Below are 14,460 nucleotides of genomic sequence, written 5' to 3'. Positions count from 1 at the left end.
GGGTAGGACGATGGATCAAAAAAAATACGCAGGCAGCTGCCTATGCGGCGGCATTCAATATGAAATTCACGGTGAAATTGGTGATATTGTGCAGTGCCACTGTCAGCGCTGCCGAAAGGCCAATGGTTCCGCTTATGCCGTGAATGCGCCAATCCGCAAAGCAGACTTCAGACTTATTCAAGGTGAACACCTGTTCAAAACATTTCAGTCCACTGCAGCCACGCAGCGCTGTTTTTGCAGCGATTGCGGCTCACCGATCATCAGCATTAAAGTGGAGACCCAGATTTCTACCGCTTGCGGATTGGTACTCTAGATACGCCTTTGGCGCAGAAGCCGGTCATGCATATTTTTGCGGACTCAAAAGCAGAATGGGATGATATCTGCGATCATTTGCCGCAGTATGCAGAACGGCCCTCATCTTAAATAGGGGCTGCTGTAAAAAAAAGGGTTCCTATGAACCCTTTATTTTTAGATGCTTATTGCTTCTCTGCTGCTGATGGAATGGCAGGATATTGCTGCTGCCAATGTTCCAGCTGTTCCTGCGCATGGATAAACTGGCCTAAGCCTTTCACATTTTCACTTGGCTGTTTATCGCCGGCGGCGCTTTGATCGGCAGTCTGCTGCAGCAATTTGCCTTGATTATCCCAATACTGATACATCAGGCCCTGAATATAGCGGCCTTGCTCTGTTTTTAAATCCAAGGCTTTGAGCATGGTCAGGGCTGAGTTGATATTGTCCCGTTTGCGGCTTAAGGCGAATTCTGGTGTTAAAGAACCGTCTTCCTTCATGCGCATCAGCTCATCTTCCATTTCATCGCTGACTGCGGTAAAGCGTGTATCAAAATCGGTCAGGGCCTGAATGTCGTGTATGTCATGGGCTGTTTTGGCAAAGGCTTTAACCGGCTCAGATGAAAGCTCGCGCATGATCTGATCATCTTGCGAAAGATCTGCAGACGGCTTTTCCGCTTCTTGACTGCGGTCACAGCCTGTGATCATCAGGATAGCGCTGATCAGCAGCGGCATCCCCAAAAATTTAAATGCTTGTTGCATAAGTCACCTATTTTTCTGCAGTTTTTTGAAAGACATACACATGGGTGGTATAGGGGAATTCAATTTCATCTTGCGCCTGTTTGCCGGTCAATTCAAATACAGTCTGTTCAAACTGCAGTTTCAGCGCCTGCTGCTGCGCTTCCGGCATGGCGGCGATAAAGCTGGTGGACAAGAGGCGTTTAGAAACAACCTGCTCAACAGTGCCGCGGTGCAATTGGCGGAAGGCGGTTTCTTGATGAAGCGTGAACCAAGGCTGCTGTTCAAAGGCTTTTTGCCATAGGCCGCTGTGGTAGCGCGGCGTGCTGCCTTCCAGCGGCAGCAGAATATCGGCTAAGGCTTTCACCCAATCCGTGTTAATATCGCGCTGATTCCAAATCAGTACCAGATAGCCATGCGGCTGTAAAATGCGCTGAATTTCCGCCAGCGTGGCGCGGTCGGCAAACCAATGAAAGGATTGTGCGCAAAAAACCGCGCGGATGGAATGATCCGGAACCGGAATCTGACTGCTGAAAGCCTGTACAGTATTGATATCAGGATGCGCTTGGCGCAGCTGCTGCAGCATTGCTGGAACAGGCTCTACCGCAGTAATACATGCGCTGATCGGTTTTAAATAGGGCAGGAATTTGCCTGTGCCCGCGCCTAAATCCAGCAAGGCATCCTGAGGGCCTAAATTTAGCTGCTGCTGCAGCCAAATGCTGATTTCGGCCGGATAATCGGGGCGCACTTGCTGATACAGCGCCGCGGCTGCGCCAAAACCTTTTTCTGCGGCAGGATGTAGTGATTGTGTCATATTCTGCAATTTTTAATCCCTGACTCCTCTATAAAATAGCATATTCCCTTGTACTGCAAATTTTGACTGCGTACCGAATTTTAGATGAACGATGCAAATGGACTTCAGAACGGTGTAATGATGGATAAACAAATTATTTTTGAAGATGAACAGATCAGGGTCATTTTCCTCAAAGGTTCATCTGCAGAATTGATTTTTTCCTTTGGCGATTTAATTACGCGGGCCAAAGGCCTGAGCGTGAATGCTGAAAAATCACTGCACAAATTCGATTTTAATGTGATTGGCATTATGCCCAAGCAAAAATCATGGTTTCCTGAACGCTCTATTTTAGCCATGATGGACAGCATTCAGCCGGTGATTGCGCCGTTTAAAACCCGGATCGCCTATGGCGGTTCAATGGGCGGCTATGCGGCCATTAAATATTCTAATCTGCTGGATGTGCAGCGTGTTGTCGCGATGGTGCCGCAGTACTCAATAAACCCTGAAGATGTGGAAGATACGCGCTACAACATGTTCTACCAGCCGGAACTGAATGGGCGCATGTATGTGCGCGCGGAAGACGTTTCGCCAGCGCGTGAATATATTGTAATTTTTGACCCGTATTATGCGGCTGACCGCGTGCATATTGAGCATTTGAAACCTTTGATTCCGCATGCGCATTGGCTGCATTTGCCTTATACCGATCATGATGCGATTGCCGTTTTGGCCAGTTCATCGCTGGTGCATGACTTTTTACGCCACCCTTTTGACGCCAGCTATTTTTACCAAAAAATGCGCCATGTCAAAAAGAACAGCAAATTCTATTACCGCAAGGTGATTGAAAATCTGCTGCCGCGCCATCGTGCGGCGCTGGGACACATTTTAAAGAGCAATGCGCTGGCGCTGGATGATCAGTTTTTTGATGCGAAGCAGAAGCAGGCGCTGCTGCGTGAGCTGTTCAGCAATAAACAGGTGGATCAGCAGGATCTAGCCAAACTGGGCATACAGGTCAGCATGCCGCAGGAAAAACGCAGCCTGCTGCAGGATGCCTACGGGCATGGTTTGGTATTTAATGTCATCAGCCAAAAAATAGAAAGCTATGCCGCGGGCGCTATTGCGCTGAATCATAAATTCCTGATTCCGATTTATGCCAAAGGCAATGCCTTGGTGCAGATCAGCTGGAATGATCAGCCATATATGATTGTTATGAATGACCGCCAAATGATGAAACTGGTGCTGCTGCAGGATGAGCTGTCTGTGGGCATGCATCCGCTGATGATGAAAAAATACGCCGATTACTATGTGCTGAGCTACAAAGACCTGAATTTAAGCACCGATGAATTAGGTGCGGCGAACTTTACTGATTCATTGGATGATTCCAATAAATTTGTACCGCAGCCGGAAAAATCTTAGCCTAAAAAACAGGCAGTTGATTTTTTCTGTATTCAGACTAAGATCTAAATTGAACAATGCTTCATTGTGTTCATTCCGCAGATTTTTTAATTGAATATCAGTATGAGCGGGGGCCTCAGTATGCAATCTCATCAGATGCTGGCTGTATGGTGTTTTCTCTTTAGCGCGCTGTTTTCGAGCAGCGCTTTTGCACAGGGCTTCAGCGCCAATACGGCCATTTTCGGTCTTGGCTTGATGGTGGTTGGCGCATTGGCAGTGTATGTGGTGATTCAAGTCCGCAACTCATTGCGCAGCGATTTAGACAAACGCTGAACATCATTTTTTGGATTGATCTGCCTGTATGGCAAACCCGCAGTATTGCGGGTTTTTTGTTTTTAGGTACGGCAAAATGAGCTTGAAAAGCCTGCTGGACTTAGCTTTAATGCCTTAAGCGCATGCACTGCGCAATGGATGACTATAGACGAGGATGCAGATGAAAGCCGTATATTTAGATTTTGAATCATTGGATAAAAACGATTTGGATTTCAGCGGTTTGCATGCTGTATTCGACGAACTGGCTTTATACCCTGGCACTGCGCCTGAACAAGTGCTGGAGCGTGTGCAGCAGGCTGAGGTGATTATCAGCAATAAGGTGATGGTGAATGCCGAAATTATGCAGCAATGCCCGCAGCTGAAACTGATTTTAATTTCCGCCACAGGCACTAACAATGTAGATTTGCTACAGGCCCAGCAGCAGGGGGTGACTGTCTGCAATTGCCAAGGCTATGGCACATCCGCCGTTGCGCAGCATACCTTAATGCTGATGCTGAACTTAGCGACATCATTCCGCCAGTATGACCGCGCAGTACAGAAAGGCGAGTGGAATAAAGCCAGCCAGTTTTGCCTGCTGGACTTTCCAATTATTGAACTTTCCGGCAAAACTTTGGGGCTGGTGGGCTATGGAGAACTGGGTAAGGAAGTGGCGAAGCTGGCGCACGCTTTCGGCATGAAAATCATGATTGCATCTTTGCCTAAACGCCCTGCGGCTGCAGAGCGTGTGCCTTTTGCAGAACTGCTGCCGCAAGTGGACTTTTTAAGCCTGCATTGCCCTTTAACGGAAGATACTCAGAATTTGCTGGACAGTGCTGCCTTTGCGCAAATGAAGCCAAGTGCATTTGTGATCAATTGCGCGCGGGGCGGCGTGGTGAATGAGCAGGCGCTGGCGGATGCGCTGCGTTCAGGCCAGATTGCGGGGGCAGCCACAGATGTCCTGACGGTTGAACCGCCAAAAGCCGGCAATGTGCTGCTGGACAGCAGCATTCCCAACTTAATTGTGACTCCGCACAGCGCATGGGGCAGTGTAGATGCGCGCCAGCGTATTGTGCAGCAGATGATTGAAAATGTGGAAGCCTTTAAAGCGGGGCTGCCGATCCGTAAAGTGAATTAAATTGCTAGAACTAATCATTGTTTGCTGTTTATTAGCAGGCATTGATTAGTACAGGCTTAAACTGAGAAGCGATCTCATCAAAGAGCTTAATGGTTTCAATGTTCAGAGGATTCATTATTTTCAGAAACTGTTGCTGTGTTTCAAAAGCTTCATTTGTTTTATGTTCGGCATAAAAACCGCCGTTGGGGTAGCTGTATTATGTTAGAAATGCAGACTGAATTTTCCCTTGATGGAAGTAAAAGCTGATCTTATATTGATGGGATTCACCAAAGGCACTAAGGGTTAGCTTGCATTTGTTTTTCAGCTGATATAACAAAGCTTCATTTCCTTCTGTGGAGGCAAATTCCTCGCCTGAAACATAGTCCAACGACTGTAGTATCTTGCCGTTAGGCTCATGTGAGTAAGCGTTATCATTCCGTGCTGTCGGCATAGGTAAATTGGGTAAATAGCGGTGCAATTGTGGCAGGGAATACCATACTGCACATGCACTGAGCAGTCCTAAAATAAATCCAATTAGTATTTTCATTGTTGTCCGTGATAGTTGATATGGTTGTGCACGATTTAAGGGTATTTTGTGCAATGTTCTTATTCTCAGAAGTACAATTATATTTTTTAAGCAGACTGTGTACTGTTTTGATTGTTATCTTAATAGAAAGGCATACCTTAAAAAGCCCGATGATGGGCTTTTTATTTTAAAGAAAGGTTTTTTGAAATTTATAAATCAGTGACAGGGTAAGCTGTGGGCGCTGAACTGCTTGGGTACGCTGTGTTGGGGGTGCTGGTATTGGGCACAGCTGTATTTGCGGCTGGATTGCTGCTTGATGATGATGACGGTTCGCTTAAAGAACGCTGTTCAATGGGTACAGACTGGCTGGGCTTGCCGCCCAGAACTTCTTTGGTTTCCTGAATTTTAGTATTTACACCTTGAGTTGCTCTTTGTGCGCCTTCATCGACCTTTTGCACGGTATTGCCAGCAATGTCTTTGGTATTGTCCCACGCCTGATCGACCGACGGTTTAATTTTACCAATGCCGCGTTCAGCCGCATTGCCCACTTTGGCGGCGGTATTCAATACACCTTCCTGCGCTTTATAGGCCCAGACATGGAAAATATTCGGGTTATCGCCATATTGCTGAACAGGTTTTTCATTCTGAGCTGCCGCCGCCGCAGGCTCCTGTGCCCAAAGCGAAGAGGCGGCCGTTAAAGCCAAGCCGGTGCAGAGTAAAGCTTTCATTGCATTTTTAGTAAAAGCGGTTGGAATATATTTCATGGTGCAGGCACCTCTATTGTTTGGCTGAGCTTAGAGGCTGTAAAGCCCATTTCTGTTCATCATTATATGCAAGCAGGCTGAACTTGCATGCATAGGCTGCGAAATTCATACAGCTTTTAAAATAAGGGTATTGGGCGCTGAAAAGTATTCAAAATCCATCTGTCAGGCATAAAAAAGACCCACCAAGATGGGCCTTCCTTTTAGATATCTCTGGAGAAGAATACCATTTTTTTAAACGCTGAATCATTCAGCGTCATTTGATGCCAATGGCGGCATCCGTTTCAGAAGAAACATGCGCTTTGCCGGCAGGCGTATTGAGATCTGCTTGTACATTACCCTTCAAGCCGGTGTTATGCGTTTTGTCTTGATCCGTTTTTTTAGATAAGACATTTTTGGTTTGTACAGATTTTTCGTGCAGAGACTGTTCTGCTTGCGCCGTGTTTTCAGTGCTGGACTGTTTTATTTCAGCTGTTTTTTCTTTGGCAGACTGCACTTTGTCGGCAGTGAAGTCTTTGGTGTCCTGCCATTTGTCTTGAGTAAACGCTTTAGTTTTGTCAGCGCCGCGTTCGATGCTTTCACCGGTTTTATGCGCAGCGTTTTTCACATTTTGGCCTAAGCTCTGCAGCGTGCCAGATTCAGGGCTGGCTTGTACGTTCGCATTGGCATTTGCGGAAACTTGCGCTGTATTCGCCATGACGAGGGGAGATGCGGCAAATAAGGCGGCGGTCAGCGCTGTTGTCTTAAAGAATGCTGTTTTAAATAGATTCATTTTAAAATTTATACCTCGTTGGGTGAAACTTGATTGGTGAAATAAGTTCACCTTGCGGATGGGATCGGAAATCATCTTAGAGGTATTTTTTTGAAAAAGACGGGTTTGTGATAAAAGCTGCACAAGGGATTACACGGAAAATACGTTCAGCTGTTTTGTGTAAGAAGCTGGTAATAAAATGTGATAAAAGTAAGTGTTTGAAAACAGATTTAATTATTTATATTTTTATTAATTATTGAATGCGTACTTAATAACTGAACCGTTTCATCATCTATTAAAGCCTGTTTAATAGATGATGAATCATGCGGGATTAGTCACATTGCGCTAAAGCGTCTTTGTGGAAGTTGTGGCGCAGGGCAAGGAAGTTCTTTTGCACCTCTGGCGCATGCAGGTCAAATGTGTTGGCTGTACTGGTGCCGTCTTTTGCAAAGGTCGCAGAACCGCCGCTGATAAGCGTAAAGCCTCTGAATGACCATTGCTCTACAACTTTGCCGGCTTCTAGGTTGCCGGTAAATTCGATCACGCATTTGTCGTCAAATTTAGTCAGTTTGGCTTTGTTGTTGGTTGTGTTTGGATAGACGTCTAAGTCGCTGACTTCTTGCAGTACCCCTAAGTCCAAAGTTTGGATTTTTGGCGCTGTTGTACATGCTGTAAGTGCGATACCCGCAAGACCAGTCAAAATGAGCGTTTTCAGTTTCATACGATTCTTTCTTGTTGAGTGTTGTTGGTTTGAGTATAGGGAAATGATTGAAAAATACCTATAGCTTTTCTGAAGTTCAAGAAAATTTCGCTTAATTCCTTTTGTATGCAGTTAGACATTGGACACATTTGTAATAGCTGTGCGGTTATGAAATAGCATGGACTGATTTTAACGGACTTGATATGCCGCACTATTCGGGCCAAAGCTTTTCACTTGTACAAAGCGGCTGGGATGCAGACTGCGCTTGTAATAGACCTTCGATTTTGGGCCTGAAATTTGAATTTTATTCACAGCATCAACATGTATAGTGCAGTCAGGCGCAATAACATTGACGACGGGACAGTTGCCTTTGAGTGTAAGCCGGCTATCTGGGCCTCTAACGGTAACATTCCGGCCTTCACAATCATAAGATGCAACGGTATCTGGCGAATTTACAAAAATTTCAGCACGGGTAAATTCAGTATCTGCGTACAGAGTAGGGCTTGCTAATACAGTGATTAATAACAGGCTTGGAATAAAGTTCTTATACATTGTTTTTCCAAAGTATTTTGTGTTGAATATAGCTATTGTATGAAGAATATACGGATATCTGTTCTTTGGGAATTTTTTAATTTTTTCTGGTTTAGATGAGTTGTTTTAGTGTGTGCTAAAACTTGAAGTGCATTTGCTGATGCATAGATAAAAGAACGTCAAGAAATCTTGATAGACTTAGTCAAAAGAATATGTTGGTTTTATAAGTTTCTTTCTTATTGCTTATTGGGGGGGAGTGACTTTAGCTTAAGTTTTTTTAATAGTAAGAATTTATTTGGCCCGATGGACGTAAATAGGGCGGAGCCATAGTGCATAGGTTTTCCTTCAAATAGCAGCATCTTAATTTTGATTCCTACAGCTTTGGCAAAAAAAACAGCATCATGAATCCACCCAGTATCCCACCCATAATCAGCCAATCTTTCTTTCGCATATCTGCAATTTTGATGATCGAAAAATACAAACTTGGGTAAAAAACACTTACAAAAATCAGTATGCACAGCGGGTTATTAAACAGAAATTCGGAATAGCCTGCCATGATGAAAATAGAGGTACTGGATATCCAATATATCAAAGCTAAAATAAACTTATTAATAGTCAATGCGCGGACCGAGCGGTCAAGGCGAGGTAAGGATACTGCTAGTATAACGATGGCAATAATTCCGCCTAAAATAGAAATGAGCATAAAGAAGATGCCACTCATATCTGGTTTTTGTATTACATGCGGATAGAATTTTATCAGAGTGAAACTGGATGCCAACAGCAAGGCGTGGACGATAAAAAGATAGAGGTCTGGGCGGTAATGACGCTGAACTTTAATATTTGGCATCTATTATTCTTGTAAAAAAATCCCGCTATTTTTAGCAGGATTTTAGACGCATTTCAAATGACATAAAACCCGCTCTAAAGCGGGTTTTTAACATCAAATCAGAACTTAGTGCTGTAACACTGAAATATCAGCCACTTTCGTAAACAAGTCACGAAGCTGTGCAAGCATACGTAAACGGTTTGCTTTTAAGTCAGCATCATCTGCCATGACCATTACGCCTTCAAAGAATGCATCAACAGGCGCACGAAGTGCAGCAAGCGCAGACAATGCAGCAGTGTAGTCTTTGGCAGCAAATAATGGCTCAACGACAGGCGTGATTTTAGCAAGTTCAGCGAACAATGCTTTTTCAGCATCTTCAACCAAGTTTGCTTCAACCACTGCACCAGTTGGTTCAGCTTCTTTTGCAAGAATATTGGCAACACGCTTGTTGGCAGCAGCAAGTGCAGCAGCTTCAGGCAAATTGCGGAAATGATTGACCGCATTCACACGCTTATCAAAATCTAAAGGAGATTTTGGAGAAAGCGCTTGAACCGCTTGAATCACATCAACCGCAACACCTTGGTCTTCGTACTTGGCACGGTAGCGGCCTTCAAGGAATGCAACAGCATCATTTAAAGTCTTGTCGTGATCTTTCAGTACATCGCCATAGGCAGCCAAAGCCAGTTTGATCAATTCTTCAATCGACACATCAAGATTGTTTTCAGTCACAAGACGTAAGATACCAATCGCAGAACGGCGCAGAGCAAATGGGTCTTTAGAACCTGTAGGCGCTTGACCAATACCGAAAATACCTGTCAGCGTGTCTAAACGGTCAGCAAGGGCAATGGTTGTCCCTGTTTTTGTTTGCGGTAAAACGTCACCCGCGAATTTAGGAAGATATTGCTCACCTAAAGCGTCGCTTACTTCATCATTTTCGCCTTCAATACGCGCGTAGTATGTACCCGCAATACCTTGCAGCTCAGGGAATTCACCCACAAGTTCAGAGGTTAAATCGCATTTTGCAAGCAACGCTGCTTTTTCAGCATCAGCTGCATTTGCGCTAGTAATCGGCGCAAGCGCAACAGCAAGTTTTGCAATACGTTCAGACTTGTTCCACAGCGTGCCAAGCTCAGCTTGGAACACCATGTTCGCTAATTTTTCTTTACGAGACGCCAGCGGTTGCTTTTGGTCTTGTAAGAAGAAGAATTCAGCATCAGACAAACGCGGACGTACAACTTTCTCATTCCCTTCAATAATTTGAGCCGGATCTTTAGACTCAATATTTGAAACGGTAATGAAATACGGTTGAAGCTTGTTATCGCTATTCACTAAGCAGAAATACTTTTGGTTGTCCTGCATGGTGGTGATGAGCGCTTCTTGCGGCACAGCTAAGAAACGTTCTTCAAAGCTAGCACGTAGCGCAACAGGCCATTCAACCAATGCTGTTACTTCGTCACGAAGGTCGCTAGGTACAATCGCAATGGCATTTACTTCATCAGCCAGTGCTTTGACTTGACCGTCAATGATCGCTTGGCGTTCTTCAAAGTTTGCCACAACGTAAGCTGCTTTAAGTTTTGCTAAGTATTCATCAGCATTGGCTAAAGTAATTGCTTCAGGCGCATGGAAACGGTGACCAAACGTCACGTTGCCTGCTTTATGATCCTGAATGGATGCATCAATCACATCGTTATCTTTAAGCAGCACGACCCATTTAACCGGGCGCACGAATTCGGTACGGCTGGCCGCTGAACGCATACGTTTTGCAATTGGCAGGTTGTCCAAAGCAGCTTGTAAAATTTGCGGAAGCAATACGTCAAGGCTTTGACCTTTCACGTCTTTTAGGTAGCAAACTTTTTCAACTTTGCCCGCTTGGAAAGTTGATACTTGATCAACGGTGATGCCTTGACCGCGCATAAAGCCTTCTAGGGCTTTAGTTGCATTGCCTTCCGCATCAAAAGCCGCTTGTTTTGCAGGACCATCAAAACGTTTTTGCGTGTCGGCTTGTGCGCCATCAACATTGACTATTTTAAGTGCCAAACGGCGCGGCGCAGCATAAGCTTCGATCGCATCAAACGCCAAGCCAGCATCTTTTAAACCTTTTACAGTTTCAGCATGCAAAGCATCACGTAATTTTTTTAAGCTTTTTGGTGGAAGTTCTTCACAGCCTAATTCGAACAAAACGGTATGTTTAGACATTATTTGCTCTCCTTAGATTCAACTTTTGCTTCCGCTTCAACCTGAGCTTTTAATTGTGCAAGGACTTCATCACGCAGGGCAGGCTCCGCCATTGGGAAGCCAAGCTTCGCACGCGCAGCCACATAGCTTTGTGCAATGGCGCGCGCCAATGTACGCACACGTAAAATATAGCGCTGACGCTCAGTCACAGAAATTGCGCCGCGGGCATCCAGCAAGTTAAAGCTATGAGATGCTTTAATCACTTGTTCATACGCAGGAAGCGGAAGTTCTGCTTCCATTAAGCGGGTCGCTTCAGCTTCATAGAAGTCGAACAATTCAAACATTTTTTCAACGTTGGCATATTCGAAGTTATAGGTCGATTGTTCCACTTCATTTTGGTGGAAGACATCGCCATAGGTGACTGTGCCGAACTGGCCTTTGGTCCAAACAAGATCGTAAACAGAGTCTACACCTTGCAGGTACATGGCAAGACGTTCAAGACCATAGGTAATTTCGCCAGTGACAGGGTAGCATTCAACGCCGCCCACTTGCTGGAAGTAGGTGAACTGAGTTACTTCCATACCATTGAGCCAAACTTCCCAGCCTAAGCCCCAAGCGCCTAAAGTTGGAGATTCCCAGTTGTCTTCGACAAAACGGATGTCGTGAACAAGGGTATCAATACCAATGGCTTTTAAAGAATCTAAATACAGCTGCTGGATGTTGTCCGGATTTGGCTTCAGTACCACTTGGAATTGATAGTAGTGCTGCAGACGGTTCGGGTTTTCGCCATAACGGCCGTCTTTTGGACGGCGTGAAGGCTGTACATAAGCCGCATTCCAAGTTTCCGGCCCTAAAGCGCGTAAGAATGTCGCAGTATGAAATGTCCCTGCGCCCATTTCCATGTCGTAAGGCTGCAAAATGACGCAGCCTTGCTCCGCCCAATAGTTTTGTAAGGCAAGAATTAAGCCTTGGAAGGTATCAATATGCGATATGGCGCGACTCATGGTCATCCACTTAAAATTAGAGAAAAATTGTGCTCAATTATAAGGGCTTTCCAGAGGAGTGGCAAAGGGTTAATACACCAAGGCTTAATTCAGCAAAATTCAAATGTCCCTGCAGTTTTAAATGGATGGATTTGCCCAGCGTTTTGGTCAAACCTTATTCATGTTTTATTTCTGGCTTTGACCGGAAATAAGATAGGGCTGTGCCAGTATTTGCATGAAAATCGTGTCAATATGGTCTGCTGTGAGCATGAGCTACTCATCATCCCCGTTTAAGCTTTCGGCATGTTATCAGACGGTCACCAATAGGAATGCTATGACAACCTGTCAAATTGATTGCCATTTAACCTACAAAATTATTCAGCCCACTGAAATTATTTTTTTGATTCATGCTGCCTACAGTCCGAATCAAACTATTTTAGCTGAACAGCTGTGCATTAGCCCGACTGCGGCTTGGCATGAATTTCAGGATCCTGTGCATCACAACCGCCACATTCGATTGCGCGCAGCGCCCTGTGAATCTTTTGAAGTGCATTATCAGGCCACGGTTGAATGCCATGACATCGCCGTACACCCGCAATCCAGCGGTGAAGTAGCCATTCGAGATATTCCTGATGCAGTATTGCCTTATCTTTTAGCTAGCCGCTATTGTAATTCTGACCAGTTGGAAAATATGGCAATGCGCTCTTTTGCATGGATGGAAGCGGGCTATGCGCGGGTTAAAGCGATTGAACAGTGGATTTTTAATAATATTGCCTATATTTCAGGAAGTTCAAATCAATTCACTACAGCAACTGATACCTTGATTCAGCGTGCAGGCGTATGCCGGGATTTTGCGCATTTAGGGATCGCCTTATGCCGTGCGCTGGGAATTCCTGCACGCATTGTGGTCGGCTACGTCGAGATTGAAAATTTTAGCCCCGATTTTCATGCTGTATTTGAAGCATATTTGGAGGGCGGCTGGAGGCTGTTTGATCCGACTCGTTTGGCGCCCACTGAAAACCTGATCCGCATTGCAGCCGGTGTTGATGCTGGAGATGTAGCCTTTGCGACCTTTTATGGAGACTTGGAATTGCTCAAGATTGAACCGAGGATCAATTATCAAAGTGAGTAGGCGTAAAGGCTTAGAGTTGAAAAATGTAGCTTGAAAGCCAGTGCGTTGGTTTTAAGGGGCACAGGGAAATAGATGTGTGCTCTGATCTCAGCTCTGATCTGAGAAAATGGAAGGCAATCTGTCCAAGGGCATTCTTTATGCTTAAAAGATATAAAAGAAATACACCTTATAGAAAGATCGTTTTATAATTGCCCAATCCGTTAAAAAATAAGCAAGGCAAACCGTGTTTCACTCAAATCTGGACTGGCTGAATACCTTAAAGCCTAACTTTAAAGTGCTGCCCTTAAAAGACCGTTTACTGTGCGGCTTCGGCGCGCTAATTGGCCTTGCACTGTCTTCTTTTATCAGCTGGCTGGCGTTGGGTGACTTAAACGCATGGTATATCGCGCCTATGGGCGCTTCCTCCGTTTTGCTCTTTGCGGTTCCCGCCAGCCCGCTGGCGCAGCCGTGGAATATGGTCATTGGCAACAGTCTTGCGGCTTTGATTGGCGTGACTTGCTCCATGTTCATTCCGAATTTAACGGAAGCTTTCAGTGTTGCAGTCGCGCTGGCGATCATTCTGATGATGACCACCGATTCACTGCATCCGCCCAGCGGCGCAGTGGCAATTACTGCTGTTTTAGGCGGTGATGCGGTACATCAGCTGGGTTACAGCTTTTTACTTTATCCCGTACTGCTGAATTCAGTGCTGCTGATGCTGATTGCGATTATTTATAACCGTTTGCTCGGCAAGCAATATCCGCAAAAAGCGCAGCTGAACACCCGGACTGCAGCGCCGACACCTACGCAGAAAGTAACCATTCAGCCGGCAGATATTCAAAATGCGCTGGAACAGCGCACTGAGCTGCTGGATATCAGTGAATATGATTTGCAGAAAATCATTTTAGAAGCGCAGGAACTGGCGAATGCCCGGGCAGTCAATTTATTTACCTGTCAGGATATTATGACCAAACAAGTGATTTCATTGCGTGCAGAAGATGATATTCAGTCTGCGCTGGATAAATTCAAGCAGGTCAATTTAATGAGCCTGCCGGTGGTAACAGATTTGGATCGGCTGGTGGGGACACTCGCGCTGTATGATGTGGTGGAATGGTTTAAGCGGGCAGCCGATCCGAAGTCATCTTGGGAAGAGCATGTTTATCAGATTATGAACCCGCAAGTCGTTACCGCGCAGCTGCAGCAGCCGATTCAAGATTTGGTGCCTTACTTTGTTGAACGGTCTTTTAACTATATTCCAGTGGTGGAGCAGCAGCGCTTGGTGGGCATCATCAGCCGTGCCGATATGATTGCGGTCTTGAATCAGCAATTGAATCATCTTCGCCAGCAAGCGGAATAGCAAAGATTAAGCAGTGAAAACATAGGCAAAAAAAAGCTGCAGTATCTTAGGGGAAAAACTGCAGCGACCAAAAACAGGTCTAAGGGATACCGTCTATCAAATC

At 45.3% G+C, this 14,460-nt stretch carries 15 protein-coding genes and 1 pseudogene; 6 read left to right on the top strand and 10 right to left on the bottom strand.

What is annotated here, in order from left to right:
• Positions 1-10 precede the first annotated feature (10 nt).
• Positions 11-423: pseudogene (locus AZH43_RS04310) on the top strand (GFA family protein).
• A gap of 53 nt (positions 424-476) precedes the next feature.
• Here the strand turns inward: AZH43_RS04310 and AZH43_RS04305 are convergent.
• Both AZH43_RS04305 and AZH43_RS04300 read right to left on the bottom strand, forming a co-directional pair.
• Positions 477-1,049, bottom strand: a complete 573-nt coding sequence (locus tag AZH43_RS04305) for a hypothetical protein (RefSeq protein ID WP_067666929.1) — start codon at positions 1,047-1,049, stop codon at positions 477-479.
• Between the two features lie 7 nt (positions 1,050-1,056).
• A complete protein-coding gene (locus tag AZH43_RS04300) occupies positions 1,057-1,839 on the bottom strand; it encodes a class I SAM-dependent methyltransferase (RefSeq protein WP_067666928.1) in 783 nt (260 codons plus the stop codon).
• Between the two features lie 120 nt (positions 1,840-1,959).
• Here AZH43_RS04300 and AZH43_RS04295 point away from each other — a divergent pair, with 120 nt between their 5' ends.
• The 3 genes from AZH43_RS04295 (at position 1,960) to AZH43_RS04285 (ending at position 4,657) form a co-directional block, all read left to right on the top strand.
• Entirely contained in the window at positions 1,960-3,231 is a 1,272-nt protein-coding gene (locus AZH43_RS04295) for a hypothetical protein (RefSeq protein WP_067666985.1), read from the top strand.
• Positions 3,232-3,351: 120 nt separating this feature from the next.
• Positions 3,352-3,543, top strand: coding sequence for a hypothetical protein (locus tag AZH43_RS04290; protein ID WP_227509784.1), 192 nt, complete (start codon positions 3,352-3,354; stop codon positions 3,541-3,543).
• Between the two features lie 160 nt (positions 3,544-3,703).
• Positions 3,704-4,657, top strand: coding sequence for a 2-hydroxyacid dehydrogenase (locus tag AZH43_RS04285; RefSeq protein ID WP_067666983.1), 954 nt, complete (start codon positions 3,704-3,706; stop codon positions 4,655-4,657).
• Between the two features lie 196 nt (positions 4,658-4,853).
• Here AZH43_RS04285 and AZH43_RS04280 read toward each other — a convergent pair whose 3' ends face one another.
• The 8 genes from AZH43_RS04280 to glyQ all read right to left on the bottom strand — a co-directional run bounded on the left by AZH43_RS04280 (position 4,854) and on the right by glyQ (position 11,910).
• Complete coding sequence (locus AZH43_RS04280; protein ID WP_227509783.1) at positions 4,854-5,183, bottom strand: hypothetical protein; 330 nt, start codon at positions 5,181-5,183, stop codon at positions 4,854-4,856.
• 188 nt (positions 5,184-5,371) lie between these two features.
• Positions 5,372-5,926, bottom strand: a complete 555-nt coding sequence (locus AZH43_RS04275; RefSeq protein ID WP_067666924.1) for a hypothetical protein — start codon at positions 5,924-5,926, stop codon at positions 5,372-5,374.
• 253 nt (positions 5,927-6,179) lie between these two features.
• On the bottom strand, positions 6,180-6,695 hold the full coding sequence (locus AZH43_RS04270; protein WP_067666921.1) for a hypothetical protein: 516 nt from the start codon (positions 6,693-6,695) through the stop codon (positions 6,180-6,182).
• A 310-nt stretch (positions 6,696-7,005) separates the two neighbouring features.
• A complete protein-coding gene (locus tag AZH43_RS04265; protein WP_067666917.1) occupies positions 7,006-7,395 on the bottom strand; it encodes a hypothetical protein in 390 nt (129 codons plus the stop codon).
• A gap of 168 nt (positions 7,396-7,563) precedes the next feature.
• Entirely contained in the window at positions 7,564-7,926 is a 363-nt protein-coding gene (locus AZH43_RS04260; protein WP_067666915.1) for a DUF3060 domain-containing protein, read from the bottom strand.
• A 352-nt stretch (positions 7,927-8,278) separates the two neighbouring features.
• Positions 8,279-8,752, bottom strand: coding sequence for a hypothetical protein (locus tag AZH43_RS04255; protein ID WP_067666912.1), 474 nt, complete (start codon positions 8,750-8,752; stop codon positions 8,279-8,281).
• 105 nt (positions 8,753-8,857) lie between these two features.
• On the bottom strand, positions 8,858-10,927 hold the full coding sequence (glyS, locus tag AZH43_RS04250) for a glycine--tRNA ligase subunit beta (protein ID WP_067666909.1): 2,070 nt from the start codon (positions 10,925-10,927) through the stop codon (positions 8,858-8,860).
• A complete protein-coding gene (gene glyQ / locus AZH43_RS04245) occupies positions 10,927-11,910 on the bottom strand; it encodes a glycine--tRNA ligase subunit alpha (protein ID WP_067666981.1) in 984 nt (327 codons plus the stop codon). Before glyQ ends, glyS begins: the two co-directional genes overlap by 1 nt.
• Positions 11,911-12,223: 313 nt before the next feature.
• Here glyQ and AZH43_RS04240 point away from each other — a divergent pair, with 313 nt between their 5' ends.
• Together AZH43_RS04240 and AZH43_RS04235 are read left to right on the top strand one after the other, a co-directional pair.
• The gene (locus AZH43_RS04240; protein ID WP_067666906.1) at positions 12,224-13,021 is read left to right on the top strand and encodes a transglutaminase-like domain-containing protein; all 798 of its coding nucleotides are present in this window, start codon (positions 12,224-12,226) and stop codon (positions 13,019-13,021) included.
• A gap of 223 nt (positions 13,022-13,244) precedes the next feature.
• Positions 13,245-14,357, top strand: a complete 1,113-nt coding sequence (locus AZH43_RS04235; protein WP_067666904.1) for an HPP family protein — start codon at positions 13,245-13,247, stop codon at positions 14,355-14,357.
• Positions 14,358-14,460 lie beyond the last annotated feature (103 nt).

The organism is Acinetobacter pragensis (assembly GCF_001605895.1).
In the GTDB taxonomy this organism is placed as follows: domain Bacteria; phylum Pseudomonadota; class Gammaproteobacteria; order Pseudomonadales; family Moraxellaceae; genus Acinetobacter; species Acinetobacter pragensis.
Note: the sequence above shows the minus strand (reverse complement) of the source record. Positions and strands in the feature narration are given on the sequence as shown.

Excerpts from the sequence above, each read along its gene's own strand:
- AZH43_RS04305 (WP_067666929.1), bottom strand. The coding sequence starts at position 1,049 with ATGCAACAAGCATTTAAATTTTTGGGGATGCCGCTGCTGATCAGCGCT.
- AZH43_RS04300 (WP_067666928.1), bottom strand. The coding sequence starts at position 1,839 with ATGACACAATCACTACATCCTGCCGCAGAAAAAGGTTTTGGCGCAGCC.
- AZH43_RS04295 (WP_067666985.1), top strand. The coding sequence starts at position 1,960 with ATGGATAAACAAATTATTTTTGAAGATGAACAGATCAGGGTCATTTTC.
- AZH43_RS04290 (WP_227509784.1), top strand. The coding sequence starts at position 3,352 with ATGCAATCTCATCAGATGCTGGCTGTATGGTGTTTTCTCTTTAGCGCG.
- AZH43_RS04285 (WP_067666983.1), top strand. The coding sequence starts at position 3,704 with ATGAAAGCCGTATATTTAGATTTTGAATCATTGGATAAAAACGATTTG.
- AZH43_RS04280 (WP_227509783.1), bottom strand. The coding sequence starts at position 5,183 with ATGAAAATACTAATTGGATTTATTTTAGGACTGCTCAGTGCATGTGCA.
- AZH43_RS04275 (WP_067666924.1), bottom strand. The coding sequence starts at position 5,926 with ATGAAATATATTCCAACCGCTTTTACTAAAAATGCAATGAAAGCTTTA.
- AZH43_RS04270 (WP_067666921.1), bottom strand. The coding sequence starts at position 6,695 with ATGAATCTATTTAAAACAGCATTCTTTAAGACAACAGCGCTGACCGCC.
- AZH43_RS04265 (WP_067666917.1), bottom strand. The coding sequence starts at position 7,395 with ATGAAACTGAAAACGCTCATTTTGACTGGTCTTGCGGGTATCGCACTT.
- AZH43_RS04260 (WP_067666915.1), bottom strand. The coding sequence starts at position 7,926 with ATGTATAAGAACTTTATTCCAAGCCTGTTATTAATCACTGTATTAGCA.
- AZH43_RS04255 (WP_067666912.1), bottom strand. The coding sequence starts at position 8,752 with ATGCCAAATATTAAAGTTCAGCGTCATTACCGCCCAGACCTCTATCTT.
- glyS (WP_067666909.1), bottom strand. The coding sequence starts at position 10,927 with ATGTCTAAACATACCGTTTTGTTCGAATTAGGCTGTGAAGAACTTCCA.
- glyQ (WP_067666981.1), bottom strand. The coding sequence starts at position 11,910 with ATGAGTCGCGCCATATCGCATATTGATACCTTCCAAGGCTTAATTCTT.
- AZH43_RS04240 (WP_067666906.1), top strand. The coding sequence starts at position 12,224 with ATGACAACCTGTCAAATTGATTGCCATTTAACCTACAAAATTATTCAG.